General features: G+C 54.3%; 19 protein-coding genes. 7 read left to right on the top strand and 12 right to left on the bottom strand.

The annotated features are described in order from the left end of the window. Positions 1 to 9: 9 nt before the first annotated feature. Positions 10 to 822, top strand: coding sequence for a Cof-type HAD-IIB family hydrolase (locus tag IP582_RS07705; protein WP_193795558.1), 813 nt, complete (start codon positions 10 to 12; stop codon positions 820 to 822). A 168-nt stretch (positions 823 to 990) separates the two neighbouring features. Next, the gene (locus IP582_RS07700; protein ID WP_193795557.1) at positions 991 to 2,247 is read left to right on the top strand and encodes a DUF1479 domain-containing protein; all 1,257 of its coding nucleotides are present in this window, start codon (positions 991 to 993) and stop codon (positions 2,245 to 2,247) included. On the opposite strand, the gene IP582_RS07695 is transcribed toward IP582_RS07700, so the two are convergent. After that, complete coding sequence (locus IP582_RS07695; protein ID WP_193795556.1) at positions 2,244 to 3,317, bottom strand: LacI family DNA-binding transcriptional regulator; 1,074 nt, start codon at positions 3,315 to 3,317, stop codon at positions 2,244 to 2,246. The genes IP582_RS07700 and IP582_RS07695 overlap by 4 nt on opposite strands. 298 nt (positions 3,318 to 3,615) lie before the next feature. Here IP582_RS07695 and IP582_RS07690 point away from each other — a divergent pair, with 298 nt between their 5' ends. Both IP582_RS07690 and IP582_RS07685 read left to right on the top strand, forming a co-directional pair. Next, positions 3,616 to 4,920 carry an MFS transporter gene (locus IP582_RS07690; protein WP_193795555.1) on the top strand — a complete coding sequence of 435 codons (1,305 nt, stop codon included), beginning with the start codon at positions 3,616 to 3,618 and terminating at the stop codon, positions 4,918 to 4,920. Positions 4,921 to 4,935: 15 nt separating this feature from the next. Continuing rightward, positions 4,936 to 7,299, top strand: coding sequence for a TIM-barrel domain-containing protein (locus tag IP582_RS07685; protein WP_193795554.1), 2,364 nt, complete (start codon positions 4,936 to 4,938; stop codon positions 7,297 to 7,299). A gap of 74 nt (positions 7,300 to 7,373) precedes the next feature. On the opposite strand, the gene IP582_RS07680 is transcribed toward IP582_RS07685, so the two are convergent. After that, on the bottom strand, positions 7,374 to 8,966 hold the full coding sequence (locus IP582_RS07680; RefSeq protein WP_039077188.1) for an ABC-F family ATPase: 1,593 nt from the start codon (positions 8,964 to 8,966) through the stop codon (positions 7,374 to 7,376). 216 nt (positions 8,967 to 9,182) lie between these two features. Between IP582_RS07680 and ldtB the strand changes: the two genes are divergently transcribed. Further along, on the top strand, positions 9,183 to 10,103 hold the full coding sequence (ldtB, locus tag IP582_RS07675; protein ID WP_039077189.1) for a L,D-transpeptidase: 921 nt from the start codon (positions 9,183 to 9,185) through the stop codon (positions 10,101 to 10,103). Positions 10,104 to 10,147: 44 nt separating this feature from the next. Here ldtB and IP582_RS07670 read toward each other — a convergent pair whose 3' ends face one another. The 9 genes from IP582_RS07670 to mntR form a co-directional block, all read right to left on the bottom strand. Further along, positions 10,148 to 10,864, bottom strand: coding sequence for a GntR family transcriptional regulator (locus IP582_RS07670; protein ID WP_039077190.1), 717 nt, complete (start codon positions 10,862 to 10,864; stop codon positions 10,148 to 10,150). Positions 10,865 to 10,879: 15 nt separating this feature from the next. Then, positions 10,880 to 12,202, bottom strand: coding sequence for a PTS sugar transporter subunit IIC (locus IP582_RS07665; protein ID WP_193796205.1), 1,323 nt, complete (start codon positions 12,200 to 12,202; stop codon positions 10,880 to 10,882). Positions 12,203 to 12,243: 41 nt separating this feature from the next. Further along, positions 12,244 to 13,620 carry a glycoside hydrolase family 1 protein gene (locus IP582_RS07660; RefSeq protein WP_193795553.1) on the bottom strand — a complete coding sequence of 459 codons (1,377 nt, stop codon included), beginning with the start codon at positions 13,618 to 13,620 and terminating at the stop codon, positions 12,244 to 12,246. Between the two features lie 176 nt (positions 13,621 to 13,796). Then, the gene (locus IP582_RS07655) at positions 13,797 to 14,837 is read right to left on the bottom strand and encodes an aldo/keto reductase (RefSeq protein WP_193795552.1); all 1,041 of its coding nucleotides are present in this window, start codon (positions 14,835 to 14,837) and stop codon (positions 13,797 to 13,799) included. Between the two features lie 103 nt (positions 14,838 to 14,940). Next, positions 14,941 to 16,464, bottom strand: coding sequence for an efflux transporter outer membrane subunit (locus tag IP582_RS07650; RefSeq protein ID WP_193795551.1), 1,524 nt, complete (start codon positions 16,462 to 16,464; stop codon positions 14,941 to 14,943). A gap of 1 nt (position 16,465) precedes the next feature. Then, positions 16,466 to 18,037 (bottom strand): DHA2 family efflux MFS transporter permease subunit, encoded by a 1,572-nt coding sequence (locus tag IP582_RS07645; RefSeq protein ID WP_071195617.1) that lies wholly within the window; start codon positions 18,035 to 18,037, stop codon positions 16,466 to 16,468. Then, on the bottom strand, positions 18,034 to 19,137 hold the full coding sequence (locus tag IP582_RS07640) for an HlyD family secretion protein (RefSeq protein ID WP_103245799.1): 1,104 nt from the start codon (positions 19,135 to 19,137) through the stop codon (positions 18,034 to 18,036). The genes IP582_RS07645 and IP582_RS07640 overlap by 4 nt, the downstream gene beginning before the upstream one ends. Positions 19,138 to 19,237: 100 nt before the next feature. After that, positions 19,238 to 20,347: an anion transporter gene (locus tag IP582_RS07635; RefSeq protein ID WP_193795550.1), complete on the bottom strand. Its 1,110-nt coding sequence runs from the start codon at positions 20,345 to 20,347 to the stop codon at positions 19,238 to 19,240. Then, positions 20,344 to 20,814, bottom strand: a complete 471-nt coding sequence (gene mntR / locus IP582_RS07630; protein ID WP_039077198.1) for a manganese-binding transcriptional regulator MntR — start codon at positions 20,812 to 20,814, stop codon at positions 20,344 to 20,346. The genes IP582_RS07635 and mntR overlap by 4 nt, the downstream gene beginning before the upstream one ends. A 193-nt stretch (positions 20,815 to 21,007) precedes the next feature. Between mntR and mntS the strand changes: the two genes are divergently transcribed. Next, on the top strand, positions 21,008 to 21,136 hold the full coding sequence (gene mntS / locus IP582_RS07625; protein WP_039077199.1) for a manganase accumulation protein MntS: 129 nt from the start codon (positions 21,008 to 21,010) through the stop codon (positions 21,134 to 21,136). A 277-nt stretch (positions 21,137 to 21,413) separates the two neighbouring features. After that, entirely contained in the window at positions 21,414 to 22,997 is a 1,584-nt protein-coding gene (locus IP582_RS07620) for a phosphoethanolamine transferase (RefSeq protein WP_039077200.1), read from the top strand. A gap of 66 nt (positions 22,998 to 23,063) precedes the next feature. On the opposite strand, the gene ompX is transcribed toward IP582_RS07620, so the two are convergent. Further along, entirely contained in the window at positions 23,064 to 23,576 is a 513-nt protein-coding gene (ompX, locus tag IP582_RS07615) for an outer membrane protein OmpX (RefSeq protein WP_039077201.1), read from the bottom strand. Positions 23,577 to 23,759: the final 183 nt, after the last annotated feature.

Genomic DNA, 23,759 nt, shown 5'->3' with positions numbered 1-23,759 from the left:
AGCTTATGTATGACTGTAAAAGTTATCGTCACTGATATGGACGGAACTTTTCTTGACGACGCCAAACAATACGACCGCGATCGTTTTATGGCACAGTTTGCCCAACTCAGGCAGCGTGATATTGAATTTGTCGTCGCCAGCGGCAACCAGTATTACCAGCTCATCTCCTTTTTCCCGGAACTGAAAGATCAGATCTCTTTTGTCGCCGAAAACGGCGCGCTGGTCTTTGAACACGGTCAGCAACTGTTTCACGGTGAACTTACCCGTCATGAAGCCCAGGTCGTTATCGGTGAGTTACTGAAAGACAAAGCGCTGAATTTCGTCGCCTGTGGGCTGGAAAGCGCCTGGGTCAGCGAAAACGCGCCGGATAGCTTTATCGACCTGATGGCAAAGCACTATCATCGTCTGCAACGCATCAGCGACTACCACCAGATTAACGATACCCTGTTCAAATTCTCGCTCAATTTACCGGACAGTGACATCCCGCAACTAATTGATAAGCTGCATGTTTCGCTGGATGGCATCATGAAGCCTGTGACCAGCGGCTTTGGTTTTGTCGACCTGATTATTCCCGGTCTGCACAAAGCCAACGGCATTACCCGTCTGCTGAAACGCTGGCAGTTGTCGCCGCAAGAGTGTGTGACGATTGGCGATAGCGGTAACGACGCCGAAATGTTGCGCATGACGGCGTTTTCGTTCGCCATGGGTAACGCCAGCGACGCCATCAAAGCCATTGCCCGTCATCGCACCTATGACAACAACCACCAGGGCGCGCTGAATGTGATTCAGGCGGTACTGGACGGTGCCCCCCCGTTCCAGTGATTTTCCCGGCCGGAGTCGTCGCTCCGGCTTCTTTCCTTCTCCCTTGCCCTGCCCCTTCTTTCAGCTTTGTGCTCTGCATCAAGTTTTTAAACTTGCATTAACTTATTTTTAACTTAAATTATCACTTGTAAGCTTAATTACTTTCGAATGAAAGATTGCGAGGCCATTATGACATTCACCAGCGAAACTTTACCCGCCGACCATAAAGCGGCTATCCGGCAAATGAAGCAGGAATTGCGCCAGCAAATCGGTGACGTGAAAGCCGTATTCAATCAACTCCACGCGCGGATTAGCCAGCGCGTCGCAGAGATCAACGCGTTAAAGGCGCAGGGCGAGGATGTCTGGCCGGTGATCCCCTTTGAAGCGATAAAACAGGAGCGGGTAAGCGAGCAACAGCGTGCGCTGATTAAACAACGCGGTTGTGCGGTGATCAAAGGGCATTTTCCCCGCGAGCGGGCGCTCGGCTGGGACCGCGACATGATGGCCTACCTTGAGCAAAACCACTTTGATGATGTCTACAAAGGGCCAGGCGATAACTTCTTTGGATCTCTCGATGCCTCTCGCCCGGAAATTTACCCTATCTACTGGTCGCAGTCACAAATGCAGGCACGCCAGAGCGACGAAATGGCTGCCGTACAGTCGTTCCTCAACCGTCTGTGGCGCTTTGAAAGCGAAGGGACAACGTGGTTTGACCCGGATGTCAGCGTGATTTACCCGGACCGTATTCGTCGCCGTCCGCCGGGAACGACGTCAAAAGGTTTAGGTGCCCATACCGATTCCGGCGCCCTGGAACGCTGGCTGCTTCCGGCGTATCAACGGGTCTTTGCCAACGTCTTTAACGGTAAACTGGACGAATACGATCCGTGGGATGCCGCGCATCGTACCGAGGTGGAAGAGTATACCGTCGAAAACACCACCAAATGTTCGGTGTTCCGTACCTTCCAGGGCTGGACGGCGCTCTCCGATATGATCCCAGGCCAGGGGTTGTTGCATGTCGTGCCGATCCCGGAGGCAATGGCCTATATTCTGCTACGCCCACTGCTGGATGATGTGCCGGAAGATGAGTTGTGCGGTGTGGCTCCGGGTAAGGTGCTCCCCATTTCTGAGAAATGGCACCCGCTGTTGATAGAGGCGTTAACCTCCATCCCGGCGCTGGAAGCGGGCGACTCCGTCTGGTGGCATTGCGATGTGATTCACTCCGTCGCCCCGGTAAACGATCAGCAGGGCTGGGGCAACGTGATGTATATCCCCGCCGCTCCCCTGTGCGAGAAAAACCTCGCCTGGGCGCGTAAAGCAAAAGTCGCGCTGGAAAATGGCGTATCGCCAGGTGATTTTCCGCGCGAAGATTATGAAGCAAACTGGGAGGGGCGCTTCACGCTGGCCGATTTAAACGCCTATGGAAAACGGGCGTTAGGCATAGACTAAACGTCATACAGCCCTTCTCGCTCCACGGCGGTACGTCGTTGTCCCGGACGTATCCGCCGTACCGACTCCCTCACCACCAGCATGCCATTAATCAGCAGCGAGCCAATTGCCGCCTGCGGGCGAATCAGCCGTTGCTGCAACATGTGAACGGCCTCTGTACCAAGTTCATCGCGCGGTACATGGACCGCCGTCAACGGTACGTCCTGAATGGCCGCCAGGTTGAAGGCATCAATGCTCATCACCGAGACATCCTGCGGAACGCGTAAGCCGCGTTGCTGCAGCGCCCGTACGGTCCCTTCCGCCATAAAATCTCCCCCGACTAAAAACGCGGTCGGCGGGTTTTTATGTGCGGGACTGTCGAGCCACTCTGCAACCCGCTGCTGGGCTTCTCTGGCGCTAAAACTGGGAACAGTGATCAGATCGCGCTTACTCTGAAAACGCAGATTTCGCTGTTGCCAGGCTTCTTTAATGCCCGCCAGCCGCAGATCCATGGTATAGCGGCGCAGACACATCACGACCACCATATCGCGATGGCCGGAGTCAAACAGATAGTCAGCGGCAAACTCACCAATTGCCCGATGATCCGGGGCCACAGTCGGCAGGCGCATCCGCTTATCACGGCAGTTAATCAGTACGCAAGGTTTGGCAAAATCCGCGGCCAGTTCGTGAATATGCGGATCGTCAATCCCCAACAAAATTGCCGCCTGGGTTTCCGGCTCATTCATTCGTGTAATAAATACATTAGCATCGCTATCCAGCTCCTCCAGCGGGCAGTAACGCAGCCGCACCTCATGAGAATCCAGCGCCTTACTGATGCTTTGAATCACGCGGTAATAAAAGATATCGGAGCGCTCATCGAACGCCCGCTGTGGCGCGAAGATCATCAGGTTATTGAGCAGCAACCTCCCGGCGGCAATCCCCTCCATTACCCCTAACTCACGCGCACATTCCAGTACCAGGCGTCTGGCCGTTTCGCTGGTATTGGCCTTACCCGCCAGCACACGGGAAACGGTGCTGGTCGACAGGTTGGTACGCCGGGCGATTTCAGTGATTTTTAGCTTTTTATCCATTCTGTGATCTTGCTCCGTTTCCGCGATGGGAAAATTTTCATGAAGCCTAAGTCTCATGAATACTGGTCCTGCGAGCATAGTGCCCTTTTCTTTGGCAAATTGATGAGAATCTTTGCACAAAATCCACTATGGCTGACCTTTTTTCTCCCCTAACGTAAAGATGTCGTACAACTTCCATACTAGTTGTCGGTGTATTTCAGGCTGAAGCAGAAAAAAATCCCCATGCGGTCCAGATCGGTATAACAAATTTCGAATGGCCCGCAACGACTTCCCTACAGAACGCTGCGTGGAGAAAAAAATGAGCCAGGGAATCAACAATAATGAAGTGGTGGCAAGCAAAAGCCGCCGGATAGTCAAAAACTTACGCTGGTGGGTGCTAGTCCTGTTTTTACTGGGCGTCACGGTGAACTACATCACCCGTAACTCGCTCGGTATTCTTGCCCCCGAACTGAAAACCAGTATGGGCATTACGACCGAGCAGTACTCATGGATCGTAGGTGCTTTTCAATTGGCCTATACCGTTTTCCAGCCATTATGCGGTTGGTTGATTGACGTGATTGGCCTGAAAGTGGGCTTTATGGTCTGTGCCATCATCTGGGCGCTGGCCTGTATTTTCCACGCCGGGGCGAGCAGTTGGTTGCAACTGGCTATTTTGCGTTTCACGATGGGGGCATCCGAAGCGGCCGCCACGCCAGCGAATGCCAAAACCCTGGGCGAGTGGTTCCCGAAATCGGAGCGCCCGGTTGCCGCAGGTTGGGCTGGCGTTGGTTTCTCGATTGGCGCCATGCTGGCACCGCCAATTATCTATTTTGCCCATGCCTCTTTTGGCTGGCAGGGCGCGTTTATGTTTACCGGTGTTCTGGCGCTGGTGTGGGTGCTGCTGTGGTGGGCGTTTTACTATAACCCGGAAAAACACCCGAACCTGAGCAAAGAAGAACTGGTCTATATCAAGCAGGACAACGAGGCGCCTGCGGTCAAACTGCCTTTCTTTTCCGCGCTGAAAACAGTCGCCAAAAACAAACGCTTTTACGGTATCGCCATCCCGGCGTTTATGGCGGAACCCGCCTGGGCCGTGCTGAGCTTTTGGGTACCCCTGTACCTGGCGAAAGAGCACGGGATGGACCTTAAGCAAATCGCCATGTTTGCCTGGCTCCCCTTCCTTGCCGCCGATCTGGGCAGCGTGGCAAGCGGTTATCTCACCAAACTGTATACCCGCTGGTTCGGCTGCTCTCGGGTGAACTCGGTGGTGGCAAGCTCCGTCACCGGTGCGTTTCTGATGATCTCGCTGGGCATCGTCGCAATTACCCGCGATCCCTATATCACTATCGTGCTGATCTCGATTGGCGGTTTCGGTCACCAGATCATCTCCTGCATGCTGAGCGCGCTGGTGGTGGAATCCTTCGATAAGGGCCAGATGGCTACCGTTAACGGTATGCGCGGCTCGGCGGCATGGATCGCCAGTTTCCTCTTTTCTCTGCTGATTGGCGTTACCGCTGACAAAATCGGTTTCAATCCGCTGTTTATCGCAATGGGCTTTTTTGACCTGATTGGGGCCATTTTCCTGGTGTCATTTATTGCTGAACGTCGCGCAAAACGCGTCTGATAATGGATGTCTGATATGAAAACGTTGAAAAACTGGACCTTACAAAAACAGGCGGCTCACCATATTGAACTGTTGGTGGATGGGCAGCATACGCTGTGCCTGTATGTGCTGGAAAAAACGCTGTTCCGCGTGCTGTTAAAACGTAAAGGTGAGCTGGCGCTAGACAGAACCTGGAGTATTGCCCCCACGCAGGATGTGCCATGGGAAGGCCGTCACCGTGAAGATATCAGCGGCTTTACCTGCCCGGACTGGACGCTTGAGCAACACGATCAGCAGTTGGTTCTCGCCACCGAAGCGTTACGGGTCACCGTGCACCAGCCGCTGTGGCTGGAATGGCACTATCGTAATGAGGCCGGAGAGTGGCAATGGCTGGCAGGCGATCGTCCTACCAGCGCCTATCAACTCAATGCGCATGGCGACGGTGTGGCGCATTATCTGAGCCGTAAAAAAGATGAGCGGTTTTATGGTCTCGGCGAGAAAGCAGGCAATTTGCAGCGTAACGGCAAACGTTATGAAATGCGCAACCTGGACGCGATGGGCTATAACGCGGTCAGTACCGATCCTCTCTACAAACATATTCCGTTTACCCTCACCCACCGGGACGACATAAGCTACGGTCTGTTTTATGACAACCTGAGCAGTTGCTGGCTGGATTTGGGTAATGAAATCGATAATTACCATACCGCCTATCGCCGCTGGCAGGCCGAAGCGGGCGATATCGATTACTACCTGTTTACCGGCGCACGGGCGCTGGATATCACCAAAGCGTTTGTCCGCCTGACCGGGAAAACCCTGTTTGGGCCGAAATGGAGTCTGGGCTACAGCGGATCCACTATGCATTACACTGATGCGCCGGATGCGCAAAACCAGCTAATGAACTTTATTCGCCTGTGTTCTGAACATGCGATCCCCTGCGATTCGTTCCAGCTCTCTTCGGGCTATACCTCCATTAATGGCAAGCGCTACGTCTTTAACTGGAACTACGACAAGGTGCCGCAGCCAAAAGTCATGAGCCAGGCCTTCCACGATGCGGGCCTGAAACTGGCGGCCAATATCAAGCCGTGCCTGCTGCAGGACCATCCACGCTATAACGAAGTGGCAGAGAAAGGGCTGTTTATTCGCGATTCAGAAAAGGATGCGCCAGAACGTTCGAGCTTCTGGGACGATGAAGGGTCGCACCTCGACTTTACGAATCCGCAGACCGTCAAATGGTGGCAGCAAGGCGTGACCACGCAACTGCTGGAGATGGGCATCGACTCTACGTGGAATGATAACAACGAGTTTGAAGTGTGGGATGGCGAAGCCCGCTGCTACGGTTTTGGCCGCGAGATTGCCATCAAACATATTCGCCCGGTGATGCCGCTGCTGATGATGCGCGCCTCGCTGGAAGCACAGCAACGATTCGCCCCGGATAAACGCCCGTACCTGATCTCCCGCTCTGGCTGCGCCGGGATGCAGCGCTACGTACAAACCTGGAGCGGTGATAACCGGACCAACTGGGATACGCTGCGCTTTAACACCCGAATGGGGCTCGGGATGAGTCTGTCCGGGCTGTATAATGTGGGGCACGATGTGGGCGGCTTCTCCGGGGATAAACCGGATGCTGAACTGTTTGTTCGCTGGGTACAAAACGGCGTGATGCACCCTCGTTTCACCATCCATTCATGGAATGACGATCATACGGTGAATGAGCCGTGGATGTATCCAGGGGTGACGCCGGCCATTCGCAGCGCCATCGAACTGCGTTACCGTCTGCTGCCCTATTTTTATACCCTGTTGTGGCAGGCGCATGCGGACGACGAACCGATGCTGCGCCCGACTTTCCTCGATCACGAGCATGACACGCAGACGTTTGAAGAGTGCGACGATTTCCTGCTGGGCCGCGATATTCTGGTGGCCAGCGTAGTCGAAGAAGGTCAGCGCGAACGCCGTGTCTGGCTACCTGCGAACGAGACCGGCTGGTATGATTTTTACACTCACGAGTGGTTCTGCGGCGGGCAGTGGATTGTGCGCGACGCGCCGCTGGAAAAACTGCCATTGCTGGTCCGCGCCGGGGCGGGATTGCCGCTCAGCGCGCGAATCAGGCATGTTAGCGCGACGGCGGATGATACCCGTGAGCTGAAACTGTTCCCGGTGAAAGGAACGGGGCGCTCAGACGGGTTGCTGTTTGAAGATGATGGTGAAAGCTGGGGTTATCAGAACGGGAATGCTCTGTGGCTGGAATGGACAATGGCCTGCGACGCGGACTCTATTAATCTGACGATCGCCGCAACCGGTGATTACCGTCCGGCATGGCCGTCGCTTACGGTATCGCTACCGGCAGGCGAAGGACGTAAGCTTCTGATCAACGGCGAAGCGCGGAGCGAGTGGGTGCTGTAGCCCCCTCACCACAAACGGCGGGTGAAAACCACTCCAGGCAGTCCCCTCTCCCCTATGGGGGAGGGGTTATTGGCTTACTCGATGCCTTTACTGCGCAGATAATCTTCGTAATTGCCCGTAAAGTCGATGACTTTCTCCGGCGTAATTTCGATGACGCGGGTCGCCAGCGAGCTCACAAATTCACGGTCGTGAGAGACGAAAATCAGCGTACCCTGATACATTTCCAGCGCCATGTTCAGCGATTCGATAGATTCCATATCCAGGTGGTTGGTCGGTTCGTCCATCACCAGAATATTGGGTTTTTCCATCATCAGTTTGCCGAACAGCATGCGACCTTTCTCACCACCGGACAGAACCTTCGCGGGCTTTTTGATGTCATCCTGGCTGAACAGCAGACGCCCCAGAATGCTGCGTACCGCTTGCTCATCATCGCCCTCTTGTTTCCACTGGCTCATCCAGTCAAACACGGTGAGGTCGTTTTCGAATTCGTATTCATGGTCCTGCGCGTAATAACCAATCTGCGCATTTTCCGACCATTTCACGGTGCCCTTGTCCGCTTCCAGTTCACCCACCAGCGTTTTCAGCATGGTGGATTTACCCACGCCGTTCGCACCGAGGATCGCGAGCTTCTCACCCACTTCCAGCAGCAGGTTAACACCTTTAAACAGTGGGCCTTCATCAAACCCTTTAGCGAGGGCTTCCACTTCCAGCGCGTTACGGAACAGTTTCTTGTCCTGCTCGAAACGGATGAATGGGTTCTGACGGCTGGAGGCTTTAACCTCTTCCAGTTTGATTTTATCAATCTGGCGCGCACGTGATGTAGCCTGGCGAGATTTAGAGGCGTTGGCGCTAAAGCGGCTAACAAACGACTGCAGATCGGCAATTTGCGCTTTCTTCTTGGCGTTATCCGCCAGCAGACGTTCACGCGCCTGGGTTGCCGCCGTCATATATTCGTCATAGTTGCCCGGATAAACGCGCAGTTCGCCGTAATCCAGGTCAGCCATATGGGTACAGACCATATTCAGGAAGTGACGGTCATGCGAAATGATGATCATGGTGCTGTTACGTTCGTTCAGCACCTGCTCCAGCCAGCGAATGGTATCGATGTCCAGGTTGTTCGTCGGTTCGTCGAGCAGCAGGATGTCCGGATTGGAAAACAGTGCCTGTGCCAACAGCACACGCAGTTTCCAGCCGGGTGCCACTTCGCTCATCGGACCGTAATGTTGCTCAACCGGGATCCCGACGCCGAGCAGCAGTTCGCCTGCGCGCGCCTCGGCGGAGTAACCGTCCATCTCGCCATATTGCGTTTCGAGATCGGCAACTTTGTACCCGTCCTCTTCGCTCATTTCGGCCAGACCGTAGATACGGTCGCGCTCCTGCTTCACTTCCCACAGCTCGCCATGACCCATGATCACGGTGTCGAGGACGGTGAACTCTTCGAAGGCAAACTGATCCTGACGCAGCTTACCGATGCGTTCATTCGGATCGAGGGAGACATTCCCCAGCGTCGGCTCTAAATCGCCGCCAAGGATTTTCATAAAGGTGGATTTACCGCTCCCGTTGGCGCCGATCAGGCCGTAACGGTTGCCGCCGCCAAATTTGACGGAAATGTTTTCAAACAGCGGCTTGCTGCCGAACTGCATGGTGACGTTGCTGGTGACTAACACGGAATTATCCTGAAATGTGTGACAAACACCCTATTATGCCACAATTCCGAATTAGATTCCTGCCCGGAAACGAAGGGCTAAAATGAAACCAACGGGAAAAAAGTGTGATTTCGTACACATCTCAATTCCCTGTGCGCGGGAATGCACATATAATGCGCTCCCATCTATTAGAAAGAACCATTAACCTAACGGCCTGTGGCACGAATCTCGCACACCATGAATATGAAATTAACAACGCTTTTAGCGGCGGCGTTTGCCGTCGTGGGCTTTTGCAAAACCGCGTCTGCTGTAACTTATCCGCTTCCGACCGATGGCAGCCGAGTGATCGGTCAAAACCAGGTCGTAACCATCCCAGAGAACAACAGCCAGCCGCTGGAGTACTTTGCCGCGCAATATCAGATGGGTCTTTCTAATATGCTGGAAGCGAACCCGGGTATTGATGCCTATCTGCCGAAAGGCGGTACGGTGATGAACGTACCTCAGCAGCTGATTCTGCCGGATACCGTCCATGAAGGTATCGTTATCAACAGCGCCGAAATGCGTTTGTACTATTACCCGGCAGGGACCAAAACCGTTATTGTTCTGCCGATCGGTATCGGCCAGTTGGGTAAAGACACCCCGATTGCCTGGACCACTAAAGTAGAACGTAAGAAAGCCGGTCCGACCTGGACCCCAACGGCGAAAATGCACGCTGAATATGCCGCCGCAGGTCAACCGCTGCCGCCAGTCGTCCCGGCGGGTCCGGATAACCCGATGGGTCTGTACGCGCTGTACATTGGCCGCCTGTATGCGATCCACGGGACCAACGCCAACTTCGGTATCGGTCTGCGCGTAAGCCACGGTTGTGTGCGTCTGCGTAACGACGACATCAAATTCCTGTTCGAAAACGTACCGGTCGGCACGCGCGTACAGTTTATTGATGAGCCGGTAAAAGCCACCACCGAGCCGGATGGCAGCCGCTACATCGAAGTACACAACCCGCTGTCCACCACCGAAGCGCAGTTCAACGGCGGTGAAATCGTGCCGATCGCGCTGACCAAGAGTGTACAGAGCGTTACCAGCCAGTCTGACGTTGACCAGAACATCGTAGACCAGGCAATCCAGAACCGCTCAGGTATGCCGGTTCGTGTGAACTGATCCTTGCGCAAGCATGAAAAAAGCGGGTTTAAAACCCGCTTTTTTTATCCGTTATTTACCACAATAATGCCGCCATGATCGTAGCGGTAACGGCAATGGGCATACTCCAGCGGCGTGCCGTCCTCCAGATAAATCACCTGCTCCACTTCCAGCACCGGGTCCGTCTCGTCACAGTTCAGATATTCACGGTCCTCAACGCCAGGTTTCAGCGCGCGCACGATGCGATAAGACCCCATAATCTTGAGCGCCAGATCGTCCTGCACATAGCGAAACACCGAACTTTCCAGATGTCCACGGTTAAGCCCTGGCACCAGGTTTACCGGCATCAGGGTAAATTCCAGCGACACCGGCTCCCCTTCCAGCAGGCGTAAGCGATTAAAGTCGTAGACCGGCTCGTCGGGCCCCAGCAGTAGCGAGTCCTGCTCTTTTTCCGTCGGGAAACGCAGCTCGAATTTGATGATTTTACTGGTGACCTGGCCAACGTTTTCCCAGGTCTTGGTCGCCCCGTAATAGTCGCTGCCCGGTAAATCCCAGCGGGAAAGTTGCATAAAATTCTTGCGTACAAAGGTGCCTAATCCTTTACGGGTATAGACCAGCCCTTCGACAATCAACTGACGCATCGCCTGCTGGATGGTCATCCGGCTGGTATTGAATTCCGCCGCAAGGGCAAACTGATCGGGCAATGGCTCATTGGACGAGTACTGCTGACTCAGGATCCGTTGTTTAATTTCGCGCGCAATAGAAATGTATTTCGACGCCATTGCCTTTCCTTCTTGTTATTCAGCTATCCCATTGTTTCTTAAGGCCACTCTCTCGGCTATTTTGAGGAAAGGCAGGTAGAAGAATACACCAAAGATGATGATTATCAACTGAACCACCACCGCCCGCCAGTCTCCCGCGGTCGCCAGCCAGGCGCTTAAAATGGGCGGTGTCGTCCACGGGATCATCACCACACAACGCGACATCCACCCCAGCGTGGTACACAGCCAGGCAAAGTAAATGCCGATGGCGGGCAACAAAACAAAGGGGATCATTAGCGGCAGGTTAAAAACAATCGGCAGACCGAAGATAACCGGTTCGTTTATATTAAACAGCCCCGGTGAAATCGACAGTCGTGCCACCTGTTTCGCTGATTTCTGACGCGAGAAAATGAATATTGCCAGCAACAGGGAAATCGTACTGCCCGTCCCGCCAATCATGCCGAAGGTCGGCACAAAGATATTATTGATGATATGTGGAATCGGCTGCCCATTGGCAAAGGCCAGCATATTCTCATTGGTGTTGATAAGCAGGAACGGTTCCAGAATCACCCCATTTACCACCGACTGATGAATCCCCAGGGTAAACAGGAAGTTGCCGAAGCTATAAATAAAAATGGTTCCTGGCAGGCTGGTGTTAATCAGCCGCAGCGGTTGCTGGATAAGCGTAGTGATCAGATGAATTAAGTCGGTATGCAGCACATTAGCCAGTACGGCGGCGATCACCGCGAACGTCGACAGAGTGATAATGGTCGGAATCAGAGCGGAAAAGGATTTACCCACCGCCGGTGGTACATTTTCACCCAGTGAAATATTCAGCTTTTCAATGCTGGCGATGCGGATAAACAACTCCGTCGACAGCAAACCGATAATCACCCCGGCGAAAATACCGGTGGAGCCGATATTGGCAAAAGAGAGCATCTGGCTGACGGTAACGGTCGCTTTCGCACCGTCCGGCACCACCTCCAGATGCATCGGCATCATCATGATGTAGCTGGAGAGCGCGATAACCACCGCCGAAACCGGGTTATTAAAGTTGCGATTGCGCGCCAGCGACCAGGCGGTCATGGGGGCAATCAATAATGCTGCAATGTTCAACGTACCGTTGATGACCGCTTCCCCCCAGACCTTGAAGCGCACCAACGTCTCGCCCTCCAGGATCCACGGGAACACCACGTTATTGACCAGAACCGCCAGGCCGGCAAGGATAAAGATCGGCATCACGGCGGCAAAGGCGTCCCTTAAGGAACGCAGATGAACCTGGTTGGCCAGGCGGGCGGAAAAATCGACGAACTTATCCACAAAAGACTGCATGTTCGCTGTTGTTTTTGTTTCAGGCATCATGGTCTCCCTTCGTTCGGCATCAAACGGTACGCTGCTGTTTACAGTTCGCGGCCGTTGCTGTGTATCACCTGTTTTAACCAGGCATAGCTCCGTTTCGGCACGCGTTTAAGATCTTTTAGGTCATGGTTTTCGCGATTGACGTAGACCACGCCATAACGCTTACGCATATCGCCCTGTGAGCTCAGAATGTCGATAAGCCCCCAGCCGAGATAGCCCACCACCTGCGCGCCATCTTCAAACATGGCGTCTTTCATCGCCTGCAGGTGATCACGGTGATAGGCAATGCGGTAATCGTCATTAACAGGATTCACCCCGTCCCAGGTTTCAATCACGCCGATACCGTTTTCAATAGGGAAAACCGGCAAGCGCCAGTCGTTGTAGTAGCGGGTGATAATGGCGCGAAAACCGAGAGGGTCGATTTGCCAGTTCCATTCGGTGGCGTGCAAATACGGATTAGGCACATCGCCCTGTTGCAGGTAATAGTTCACCGGCGCGTCTGGTGCGATCGCATCGCTGTTAAGCGCCTTGCTGGCGTAATAGCTAAACGCCATATAGTCGCTTTTCACACGGGCAATGAGCGCCAGATCCTCAGCACGATAGATATCGCTAAAGCCTTCGCGCTCAACCACCGCCATCACCGCCGGGCTATAGCCCTGGCCGGCAAACACCCGCAGGAGATTCTGGTTGAGAAACTCGTCGTATTGCTGGGCACAAAAGACATCGCGCGGTTTACAAGTCGCAGGATAGACAAGCTGATGGGCCAGCATACCGCCCATCAGTTTGCCGGGTTTGGTCTCATGCAGGTACTGGGTTAGCTGTACGTGGGCCATCATCACGTGATGCTGAATTTGATACAGCTCGCGCAACGTTTTGTCGCCACGCAAATAGCCGCTAACCCGAAACGCTTCCGGCATATGGTAGATATTCTGCTCGTTAAACGTCAGCCACCAGGTTACGCGATCGCCAAAGCAGTCGATCATCTTCTGCCCATAACGAACAAACGCGTCCAGCACGTGACGATCGGTAAAACCATTGTATTTTTCCGCCAGCGCCAGCGGCATATCAAAGTGGTACAGGCAGATCATCGGTTCGATGCCGCGAGCGAGCAGATCGTTGATAAAGCGATCGTAGAAGGCGATACCTTCCTCGTTGAACGCGCCGTCACCTTCCGGGCAGACACGGCTCCAGGATATCTGAAAGCGGTAGCAGTTCATGCCCAAATCGCACATGTAATCAAAATCTTCCTGATAACGATGGTAGGAATCGGTCGCGACTTTCCAGTCAGAAGCAAACTCGCTGGCTTCGCGAATGTCGTAAACCGATGGCCCTTTTCCACCTTCATTCCATGCCCCTTCGGTCTGCATACTGGAAACGGAATTTCCCCATAAAAAGTCTGGCGGCAGCGTTTTACTCATCTGGACATCTCCCTCATCATATGACTAGTCATTTCGTGTATATGACTAGTCATATAGTCAAAGGTGAAAAGTCAGGCAAAACGAAAGGATCGTTTTTGTGAGCGGGATTGAGAAATTAGGTGGGAAGATAAATCCCCGGTCAGCGACACGCCGCCGGGGAAAATCACAATGCGGGGTTACTTGTGGGCTAACTGGTTACGACGATATTCACCCTGGCGTTCGAGCATCCAGCCGGGGTATTCGCGCGGCAACGCACTCACTGCATCAAGCTGGCGCAGCTCCTCTTCCGTTAAGCGAATATGAGTCGCGGCGATATTATCCTCAAGCTGATCCGGGCGTTTAGCGCCGATGATCACGCTGCTTACTACCGGCTGGTGAAGTAGCCAGGCCAGCGCTATCTGTGCGACAGAAACACCTTTTGCCTCGGCGATAACGCGCATCACGTCGATGCAGTCAAACGCGCGGTCTTTGTTCACCGGCGGGAAGTCAAACTCCAGACGACGACTGCCCTCTTCGCCCTTGCCATCGCGGCTGTATTTACCGCTAAGCAGGCCGCCCGCCAGCGGGCTCCAGACCATCAGGCCGACATTTTCGCTTTGCAGCATCGGCGCCAGTTCACGCTCAAGGTCACGCCCGGCAATAGTGTAATAGGCCTGCAAGGACGCGAAACGCGCCAGCCCGAGCCGTTCAGATATGCCCAGCGCTTTGGCAATCTGCCACGCCGCCCAGTTGGATACGCCGATATAGCGGACATGCCCATGTTGTACGAGGTTATCCAGCGCGTAGAGCATCTCTTCCATCGGCGTCGCCGGGTCAAAGCCGTGCAACTGATAGAGATCGATATGATCGAGCTGCATCCGTTTCAGGCTCTCTTTCACGCTGCCAATAATGTGATAGCGGGAACTGCCGCGCGAGTTCACCCCCGCCGTGCCGGTTTCGCCGAACACTTTGGTCGCCACCACCACATTTTCTCGCGGCACCTTGAGGTTTTTCAGTGCCTGCCCGGTGATTTGCTCGGAGCGACCTTCGGAATAGACGTTAGCGGTATCGATAAAGTTGACGCCTGCGTCCAGCGCGCTGCCGACCAGCTTGTCCGCCTGCGCCTGATCCAGTTGCCCAATTTTGCCCCACATGCCGCCTTCACCACCGAAGGTCATGGTGCCGAGGCACAGTTCAGAAACAAACAGACCGGTATTGCCGAGTTTTTGATAACGCATTTGGCGTCTCCTCACACTGTTGGTTGACGCAGATAGTTATACGCAATACAGCGTGCTGTGGAATGTGGCGATCCTGTCTGTTTCTTGCCCAATCCTCCAAACCTTATCCGCGTGGGGCATCGCCAAAGACAGAATATTCCGGCAAACGCACCTGCTGATAAGGCTCCCAGCCGCCGCCAAGCGCTTTATACAGCGCCACTAAATCCAGACTGCTCTGCACCCGCGCCTGCGCACGCTGCTGCTCCGCCTGCGCCAGTTGACGTTGGGCATCAAGCACATCGATAAAGCTGGCAATACCTTGCCGATAGCTGTCGCTGGCCAGCGTAAAGGCGTTATGCAGCGCATCAAGAGTTTTATCGAGCCCGGCCTCGCGCTGCTGATCGGCGCGATAGCTGACCAGCGCATTTTCCACATCCCCCAGCGCTTCCAGCACCGTCTGGCGGTAATTGAGCACCGCCGCTCCCTGCTGCGCGCGGGCCAGTTTCACGCTGGAGACCAGCCGCCCGCCCTGAAAGATAGGGATAGAAATCTGCGGGCCGAAACTGTAGAAATGGCTGCTCCAGTCGGTGAGCCAGTCGGTCTCACTGTTACGCAAGCCAAACTGCCCGCTCAGCGTCAGGCTCGGGAAAAGCTGCGCGACAGAGACGCCAATTTGCGCCGTCGCGGCGTGTAATGACGCCTCTGCCTCACGAATATCCGGGCGTCTGCGGGCAAGCGTCGACGGAATGCCGGTTGAGACCAGCGCAGGCAGCTTTGGCAACGGCTGCACATTCCTGAGTTCGCTATCCAGCGCACCTGGCGGTTTGCCGAGCAAAATCGCCAGCGCATTCATGGCCTGACGCTCCTGAGCCTGATACTGCGGTAGTTGCGCTTCCAGGCTACCCACCTGGGCCCGGGCATTTTCAACGTCCATTTGCGGCGACAACCCACTACGCTGGCGGTTATCCGTCAGGGCATAGGTTTGCTGCGCCGTCTCGATTTGCGTCTGCAAAGTGGAGATAACGCTTTGCGCGCCGCGCAGTTGCAGCCACGCACGCGCCACTTCCGCCTCCAGCGACACCAGCGCATCGTTACGCTGCTCTATCGCCTGCTGCTGCTGCGCCTGCGCCCCTTCAACCTGACGGCGCACTTTACCCCACAGATCCAACTCCCACTGCGCGTCGAAGCTGCCCTGATAGAGGTTCACCGGCTGCGTTAATGCCCCCAGCGCCCCGGCGATTTGCGGATCAACATTGTCCAGTTGGCCGTAAACATCGTGGGATTTCAGCTCCCCTTCCAGCCCCAGTTGCTGGCGCGTGGCTTTGACGCTGCCGTTGACCGCCGGTAAAAATGCGCCGCCAGCCTGATTAATCTGTTCACGCGCCCCTGCGATACGCAGCACCGTTTGTTGCAACGAGAGATTCCCGGCGATAGCACGCTCAATCAGGCTATTAAGTTGCGGTGACTGAAAGGTGGTCCACCAGCGCGGGTTAACCGCCTGGGACACGGTCTGCGAGGCCACGGTTTTATCGCCCGGATCGTTCCAGTGCGTTGGGGTTTGCGGCGACGGCTGCTGGTAATCCGGACCCACGCTACAGCCTGCCAGCCAAAGAGAGAGAAATGTCAGTGAAACACCACGCCTGGACATATTAATGTGCTCCTGCGCTGCCTTCGCTCTTAATCGGCGATAGCAATAAACAAAAAGGAATCAATAACAGTGCGACAATACTGAGCAGTGTGAACACGTCGATATAGGCCAGAAAACGCGACTGCGCGATCATCGTTTTATACATCTGCCCCATCGCTGTATTCATCGGGTCACCCACCAGTGCAGTGAAATTGCGGATCGCCTGCGCTGATTCGCGCACCGCCAGTTGGAATTGTTCATTAAGCGGCGACATGTTATAGGCCAGATGCGCACTGTGCGCCTGCGACCGTTCGGTTATCGCCGCCGTGGAAAGCGAAATGCCCACCGATCCCGCGACATTGCGGAACATCGTGAACAGCGCGGCCGCATCGGCATTAAGCTGGCGAGGAATGGTAATAAAGGCAATGGTGGTCAGCGGCACAAACAGGAAGCCCAGGCCTATCGATTGCGCGCTGCGAAACAGCATCAGGGTTTCAAAATCGATATCGGGCGTCAGCGTACGCGACCACCAGAACGAGGCCGCGAGGCAGAAAAAGCCAAAGGCGATAATCCAGCGCGTTTGCACGATGGGCATCAGTTTGAGCACCAGCGGGATAGTCAGCACAATAAGTACCGCGCCCGGTGACAGTACCAGCCCGGACCAGGTAGCGGTGTAGCCCAGATCCTGCTGCGCCAGTTGTGGGATCACCACGGAGCTGCCATAGAGGATCATCGCCATACCCGCCATCAGCAGACTGGAGACAGCAAAGTTTTTATCTGCCATACAGCGCAAATCCACCACCGGCTTTTTGGCATACAACAGCCAGTAAATCGCGCCGACAATGCCGACTGCCGTCAGTACGGCAAAAATGCGGGTAAAATCAGAGGCGAACCAGTCTTCATCTTCCCCACGGTCCAGCATCACCTGCAGGCAACCGAGTCCGAGGGCGATAAGGCCGATCCCCGGCCAGTCGATGGTCAATTTTTTGTCCGATTTACGCTCCCACGGCGGATCTTCCAGTAGCTGATAAATCGCGAGTACCGTAACAATACCGACCGGGATATTGATAAAAAAGACCCAGCGCCAGGAGTAGTTATCGGTGATCCAGCCGCCCAATGTTGGCCCCATGACGGGGGCAACAATGATGGCAATCGAAGAGAGGCCAAACGCTTTGCCGCGATCCTCAGGCTTGAAGTAATCCAGCAGCACCGACTGTTGCGTTGGCTGTAAGCCGCCGCCAAAAAAGCCCTGCAACACGCGAAAAAGAATGATTTGCCACAGTTCCGTCGCGATACCGCACAAGAAGGAGCAAATCGTGAACATCACGATGCAAATCAGGAAAAACTGCTTGCGACCGAACACGCGGCTGAGAAACGCCGAAATGGGCAGCACGATACCATTGGCCACCAGATAACTGGTCAGTACCCAGGTGGATTCGTCGTAACTGGCGGAAAGCGAACCGGCAACATGCGGCAGTGCGACGTTAACGATGGTGGTATCGAGGATCTCCATAAAGACCGCCAGCGTCACCACCCAGGCGACGGCCCATGGATTACTGGCCGGTCGCCAGTTTTCATGGCTAACGTCTGTCATTCCACGGTTACCTTCGGTTCAACTGACAGACCCAGCGGCAGCGGACGGTTCGTATCCAGCCCTTTATCAATGACGATTTTCACCGGCACGCGCTGGACGATTTTGACAAAGTTACCGGTAGCGTTCTCGGACGGGAAAGCAGAGAACTTCGAGCCGCTCCCCTGCTGAATACTGTCAACGTGCCCTTCCAGCTCCAGATCCGGCCAGGCATCGACCTTCACCGTCACTTTATTGCCCGGACGCATGCGTTCAAGCTGTGACTCTTTGAAATTCGCCGTCACCCAGATTTGCGGTGAGACCAGCGAAAACAGCGCCGTACCCGCCTGCACCAGGGTGCCAGTTTGCACATTACGTTTGGTGACAAACCCGTCGAACGGCGCACGGACCTCAGTCCAGGAGAGATTCAGCTCGGCGGTTTCAAGCTGCGCTTTCGCCTGATCCACCTGACGCTGACGGGCCTCGACATTGGTCTCCTGCTGGCGAATCTGCAACTGCACCTGATCCGCCACTTCCAGTTGCGCCTGCGCGCTCGCCAGTTGTGCCTGCGCGCTGCGTAACTGCGCATTGGCGCTGTCGATATTTTGTTGTGTCGTGGCGCGAGGATCGACACCGCGCTGGCGTTTATAGGCAGCCTGGGCGTTCGCTAAATCCGCCTGCGCCTTCAACACCTGCGCCCGCGCTTCGTCGCGCTGGGCCGGGTACTGCACTTTTGACAAATCCAGTTGTGCCTGCGCCTGGTGGAGCTGCGCCGTCGCCAGCCCAAGTTGCGCCTGCGCCTGATCGCGCTGCGCCGTGGCGTCACGGGGATCAATCACCACCAGCAGATCGCCCTTTTTCACCTGCTGGTTATCTTTGACACGCAGTTCAGTGACGTAGCCCGCCACTTTCGGCGCAATAGTGACCGCATCGCCGTCGGTGAAGGCATCGTCTGTCGTCTCTTCATTGCGGGTCAGTAACCACCACACCAGCGCGACGACAACCATCACAATCACCACAATGCCGAGGATGATGAGGGGCTTTTTACCGGGGCGTTTGCGGTTTTGCGTCTCTTCTGTTTGAGTTTCCTGCCCGTTCTCAGGGGCGGTTGAATGTTCTGCCATAGTACGCAACAGTCCTGTCAGTGAACGGCGTCACAGTTACGCCGTTCACTAAACTTAGGCGGTAGCTATACATTTGCCAGGATAAACTGACAAATCAGCACTATCTGACCAGGAATAGTCCGTAGCCAACCAGCGCGGCCCACAGCAGCATGGGAAGGGAATAAACATGGAAGCGCCACCAGATGCGACGGTCATTCGCCATACGCAGCGCAATCAGATTCGCCAGCGAGCCGGGCAACAGGCCAAATCCACCGACATTGACCGCCCAGGCCAGCAGAGTGTCTGGCGGCACATAATTGAGCAGTAAAATGGTCGCGGGCACATTACTGATAAACTGTGACAGACCAATCGCCGTCAGCCACAGACCGGACGGCGAAAGCTGGCTGGTACTGGCGAGCAAATGGTGCAATGCGGGCAACTGGATCAGCAAATGCACATCGATAAACATAGCGATAAACACCAGCAGCAACGTCCAGTCCACGCTTAGCACAACGCGTCTTGCGAGCAATAAGAAGCCTGCGCCTACCACCACCAGTCCCCACAGCTCCTGCTTTAGCTCCAGCGCCGTAATAAAAACCAGGTAAAAGCCCAGGCAGCTCCAGACCAGCCTGGGTTGCCAGTCCGGGTTTTTAACGCCGCTATGGTAATTAAGCGTCTTACTGGAAAAACAGAACCAGCACAGCGCCAGCAGCGTCACCATCATCGCCAGCGCCAGGGGTGTCATCTGCCAGATAAAGGCCGGGAATGACATCCCGGAACGTCCCCAAATCAGGATATTTTGCGGGTTGCCAATGGGGGTTAACAACGAACCCGCGTTTACGGCCAGCGCCTCAAAAATGATCAACCGATTGACCGGGATTTCGCACAGTTTTTTTAAGGTGATGGTAAGCGGCACCACGATAAACAGCGCCACGTCATTGGTCAGGAAGGTGGAAAGGAGTGCCGCCGCCAGGACCATAAACATGGCCAGTTGCCGCTCGGTACGAAAACGCCGCACCATACGACGCCCCAGCACATCAAAATAGCCGCTCAGTTCCACACCTTTCGTCAGCAGCATCAAACCGCTGAGGGTAATAATGGTGTGCCAGTCAATGGCACCGGGCCAGGTGGCAGGCGCAAAAGGAACGGCAAAACAGAGACCCAGACCAATAACCAGCAGGAGCAGCAAAAAGCGATCGCGCAGTAACGCGCGAAAGAATGGAAGGTTCATTCAGACGGCAACCCTTGTTGCAAAGTGAACAGACGAAAACGCTCAAGCGTTTCTTCACTGACGTGGTGTTCCATTCCTTCCGCGTCACGGCGTGCAATCTCCGGGCTAACACCCAGCACCAGTAAAAAGCTTTCAACAATTTGATGGCGTTCGCGACTGGCCTGGGCGAGTCTCTCCCCTTCCGGCGTCAAAAACACCCCACGCCAGGGAATTTGCTCAATCAGCCCTACCGTCGCCAGACGTTTTAACATTTTTGCTACCGTTGGCTGAGAGACACCCAGCCGCGCGGCCATATCCACCTGGCGAGCTTCGCCCACTTCGCGGATTAAATCTGAAATCAATTCAACATAATCGTCGATCAGCTCGCGGCGATGCGCTTCGCGCACCTGACGAAAGCCTTCCACGTGCTCTTCAACATTTACCAGCGTCACTTTTTTTATTGTTTGCTTACCTGCGCGACGGTTCATTGTGCTTCCTCTGGGGGGGTGACGCGATACCCGCATCATATAAGAGAAGGCACATTGTAAACCATAGGTGAACCAGCACAAAAAATTAACGTCTTAGCCATAGCTATAAAATATAGCCTGTGCTATATCTGTATGTAATACGTTCAACCGGGCATGGATGGTCGGGAGCGAACAAGTCAGTAAGGAGGTCAATATGAACGAATTTCAGAGGTGCATGAGCGTGTTTACTCACTCCCCATTTAAAGTTCGTCTGCTGCTGCTGAACATGCTGTGTGATATGTTTAACGGCAAGCCACAGAAAGACGATAAAACTTCTCATTAATGCGGCGTCGCGGTACGCCGCTTCATTTTTCCGTCACATTCTCCCGTTATCATCGGATTGCCCGCACATAATTTTCACTTATTTGTTTGATTTGCAACCGCCCTCCCAAAACGACACGGTAGCAGGTGTTGACCTTCAGCACGGCTAACTTTATCTTTGCGCAGCCCTGCACAAATTGCGGCTCGCAGAAGCGGACCTCTTCCCCTCTCCACGCACTGTCCGGCAGGTTTTGACCCTTTCGCCAGGGTGAGCACATGGCGTTTTCGTGAAGTAATCTATGAGCATAATCCTTAAAGAATCCGTTGCCTTCCGCAGCCAGACGATCAATCCGTGGACAGGTTTCTACTTTCTCCAGTCAATGTTGATTAATTTTGCTCTTGGTTATGAATTTAGTGTCCTGTACGCCGTGGTCTTTACCTGTGCTCTGTGCGTACTGTGGCGGCATGCGCCCAGGGCGCAAAAAATTGTCATCGGTATTACCTCGCTTGTCGCCGCCAGCTATTTCCCGTTTGGCCAGGCCTATGGCGCACCGAACTTTAATACCCTGCTGGCCCTGCACTCGACCAATATGGAAGAGTCGACGGAAATTCTGACTATTTTCCCGTGGCACCACTACGCTATCGGCGCGTTTATCTTTGCGATGGGTATTGTGTCAATGCGTCGCCGGGTAACGCAGCCGTCAACCCCGTGGCTGAAATGGGATACGCTCGGCGTGGTATTTTGCGTTGCGTCCTATTTTATTGGCCCAGTACAAAACCACTTCCGCGGCTTTGAGTTCAGGCTCATTGATACCGGCGTTCCGGTGCTGCGCTTCGTGCGCGATGTGGCAGTGAACAACTACGAAGTGGTGAAAGAGCAGGAAAACATGGCGCAGCTCGCCAGCATGAAGGACACCTGGACCGTCCTTGGCGTCAAACCGAAGTATCACACCTATGTGGTGGTGATTGGTGAGAGTGTACGCCGTGACGCGGCGGGCGCCTTTGGCGGCCACTGGAACAACACGCCGTTCGAAAGCCAGGCCAATGGCACATTCTTTATGGATTACATCTCTGCCAGCGGCTCGACACAGAAATCGCTGGGCCTGACGCTCAACCGTGTGGTCGATGATAAGCCGCAGTATCAGGATAACTTTGTCACCCTCGCAAACCGTGCGGGCTTCCAGACCTGGTGGTTCTCCAATCAGGGGCAAATTGGCGAGTACGACACCGCCATTGCCAGTATCGCGAAACGCGCGGATGAAGTGCAGTTCCTGAAAAGCGGTGATTTCGAAGCGGATAAAAACACCCGTGATGACGATCTGCTTAAGCTGACTAATCAGGTACTGGCCACCAAACGCAACCAGCCGCAGTTAATTGTGCTGCATCTGATGGGCTCACACCCTTCAACCTGCGAGCGCTCCGGCGGTAAATACAGCGAGTTCGTCCAGTCAAAAGAGACCTCTTGCTATCTCTATTCCATCACCGCAACGGATGAACTGCTGGGTAAACTCTACTCCCAACTGGTCGCCACGAATGACAGTTTCTCAATGGTCTACTTCTCTGACCATGGTCTGACATTCAGAGAGCGTGGGACGGATGTGCAATATCTGGCGCATGACGACCTGTTTAAACAAAACTTCCAGGTGCCGTTTATGGTGCTGTCGAGCGATGACACAAAGCATCGGGTGATTAAAGCGCGCCGTTCTGCGAACGATTTCCTGAGCTTCTTCTCGCAGTGGACGGGGATTACCACACAAGAGATTAAAAATTCTTACCCGTTCATGTCCGAGCAAAAAGCCGGGCCAGTCTACATTACCAACTTTAAGTTACAGAAAATTGACTACGACCGCCTGGCGACCGATGTTTTCGATACGCACCGCTAAGCGAATTTCTGAATAGCAGGCAAAAAAAATCCGCCCCTTGAGGCGGATTTTTTATTGCCAGCCGAATTAGAAACGGTAGCCGACGCCTGCGATCCAGGTGCCTACGTCAACGCTACGAATGCGAGACTGCTCGTAGGAGAAGTCCAGTGCAACGTTTTCCATCGGGTTGAACTGCAGACCCGCGCCGTAGGAGAAACCGTAGTCGCTGGTATCGGAAGTTTTAGCAGTGTCAACGGTCTGCTGGAATTTACCGTAGCCAACACCTACAACACCGTAGATGCTTGCCCAGTCGTTCAGACGGTAAGCCGGACCTGCAGTGATACCGTAGTACTGGCCTTTGTTATAGACGCCATCTTCAGTGCGATCTTTTTCAGTGTACGTGAAGGAGCCAATAACACCCAGCGGGTTGTTGTCCTGCTCGTAGCGGTATTTCAGGTTGAAGCCGTTTGCTTTGTTCGCTACACCCTGAGCGTCGCTCTGTGCGTAACCACCGGTAACAGTGGAAGTAGCTGCAAAAGCGGAACCTGCGGATACCGCCAGAACAGCGGCCAGTGCTGAAAGACATGCAATTTTTTTCATAACCACCTCAAATGTGCTTCAAGTAAATCCTAAGTTTTAAATATATCAAAAATTGTTAAGAAACTCTTTGGGATAAACGATGTCTAATGGCCCATTTCATGTAACAGAACATTTCATAAGCTTACTAACTCTTTCATTAAACGGTCATTTTTCCGCATGACATGCCATTATGAAGCGTGTTAC

Origin of the sequence: Citrobacter sp. BDA59-3 (assembly GCF_015167655.1) — a bacterium.
Classification (GTDB): Bacteria; Pseudomonadota; Gammaproteobacteria; order Enterobacterales; family Enterobacteriaceae; genus Phytobacter; species Phytobacter diazotrophicus.
The sequence above is the reverse complement of the archived record's forward strand: the minus strand, read 5'-3'. Positions and strand labels throughout refer to the sequence as shown.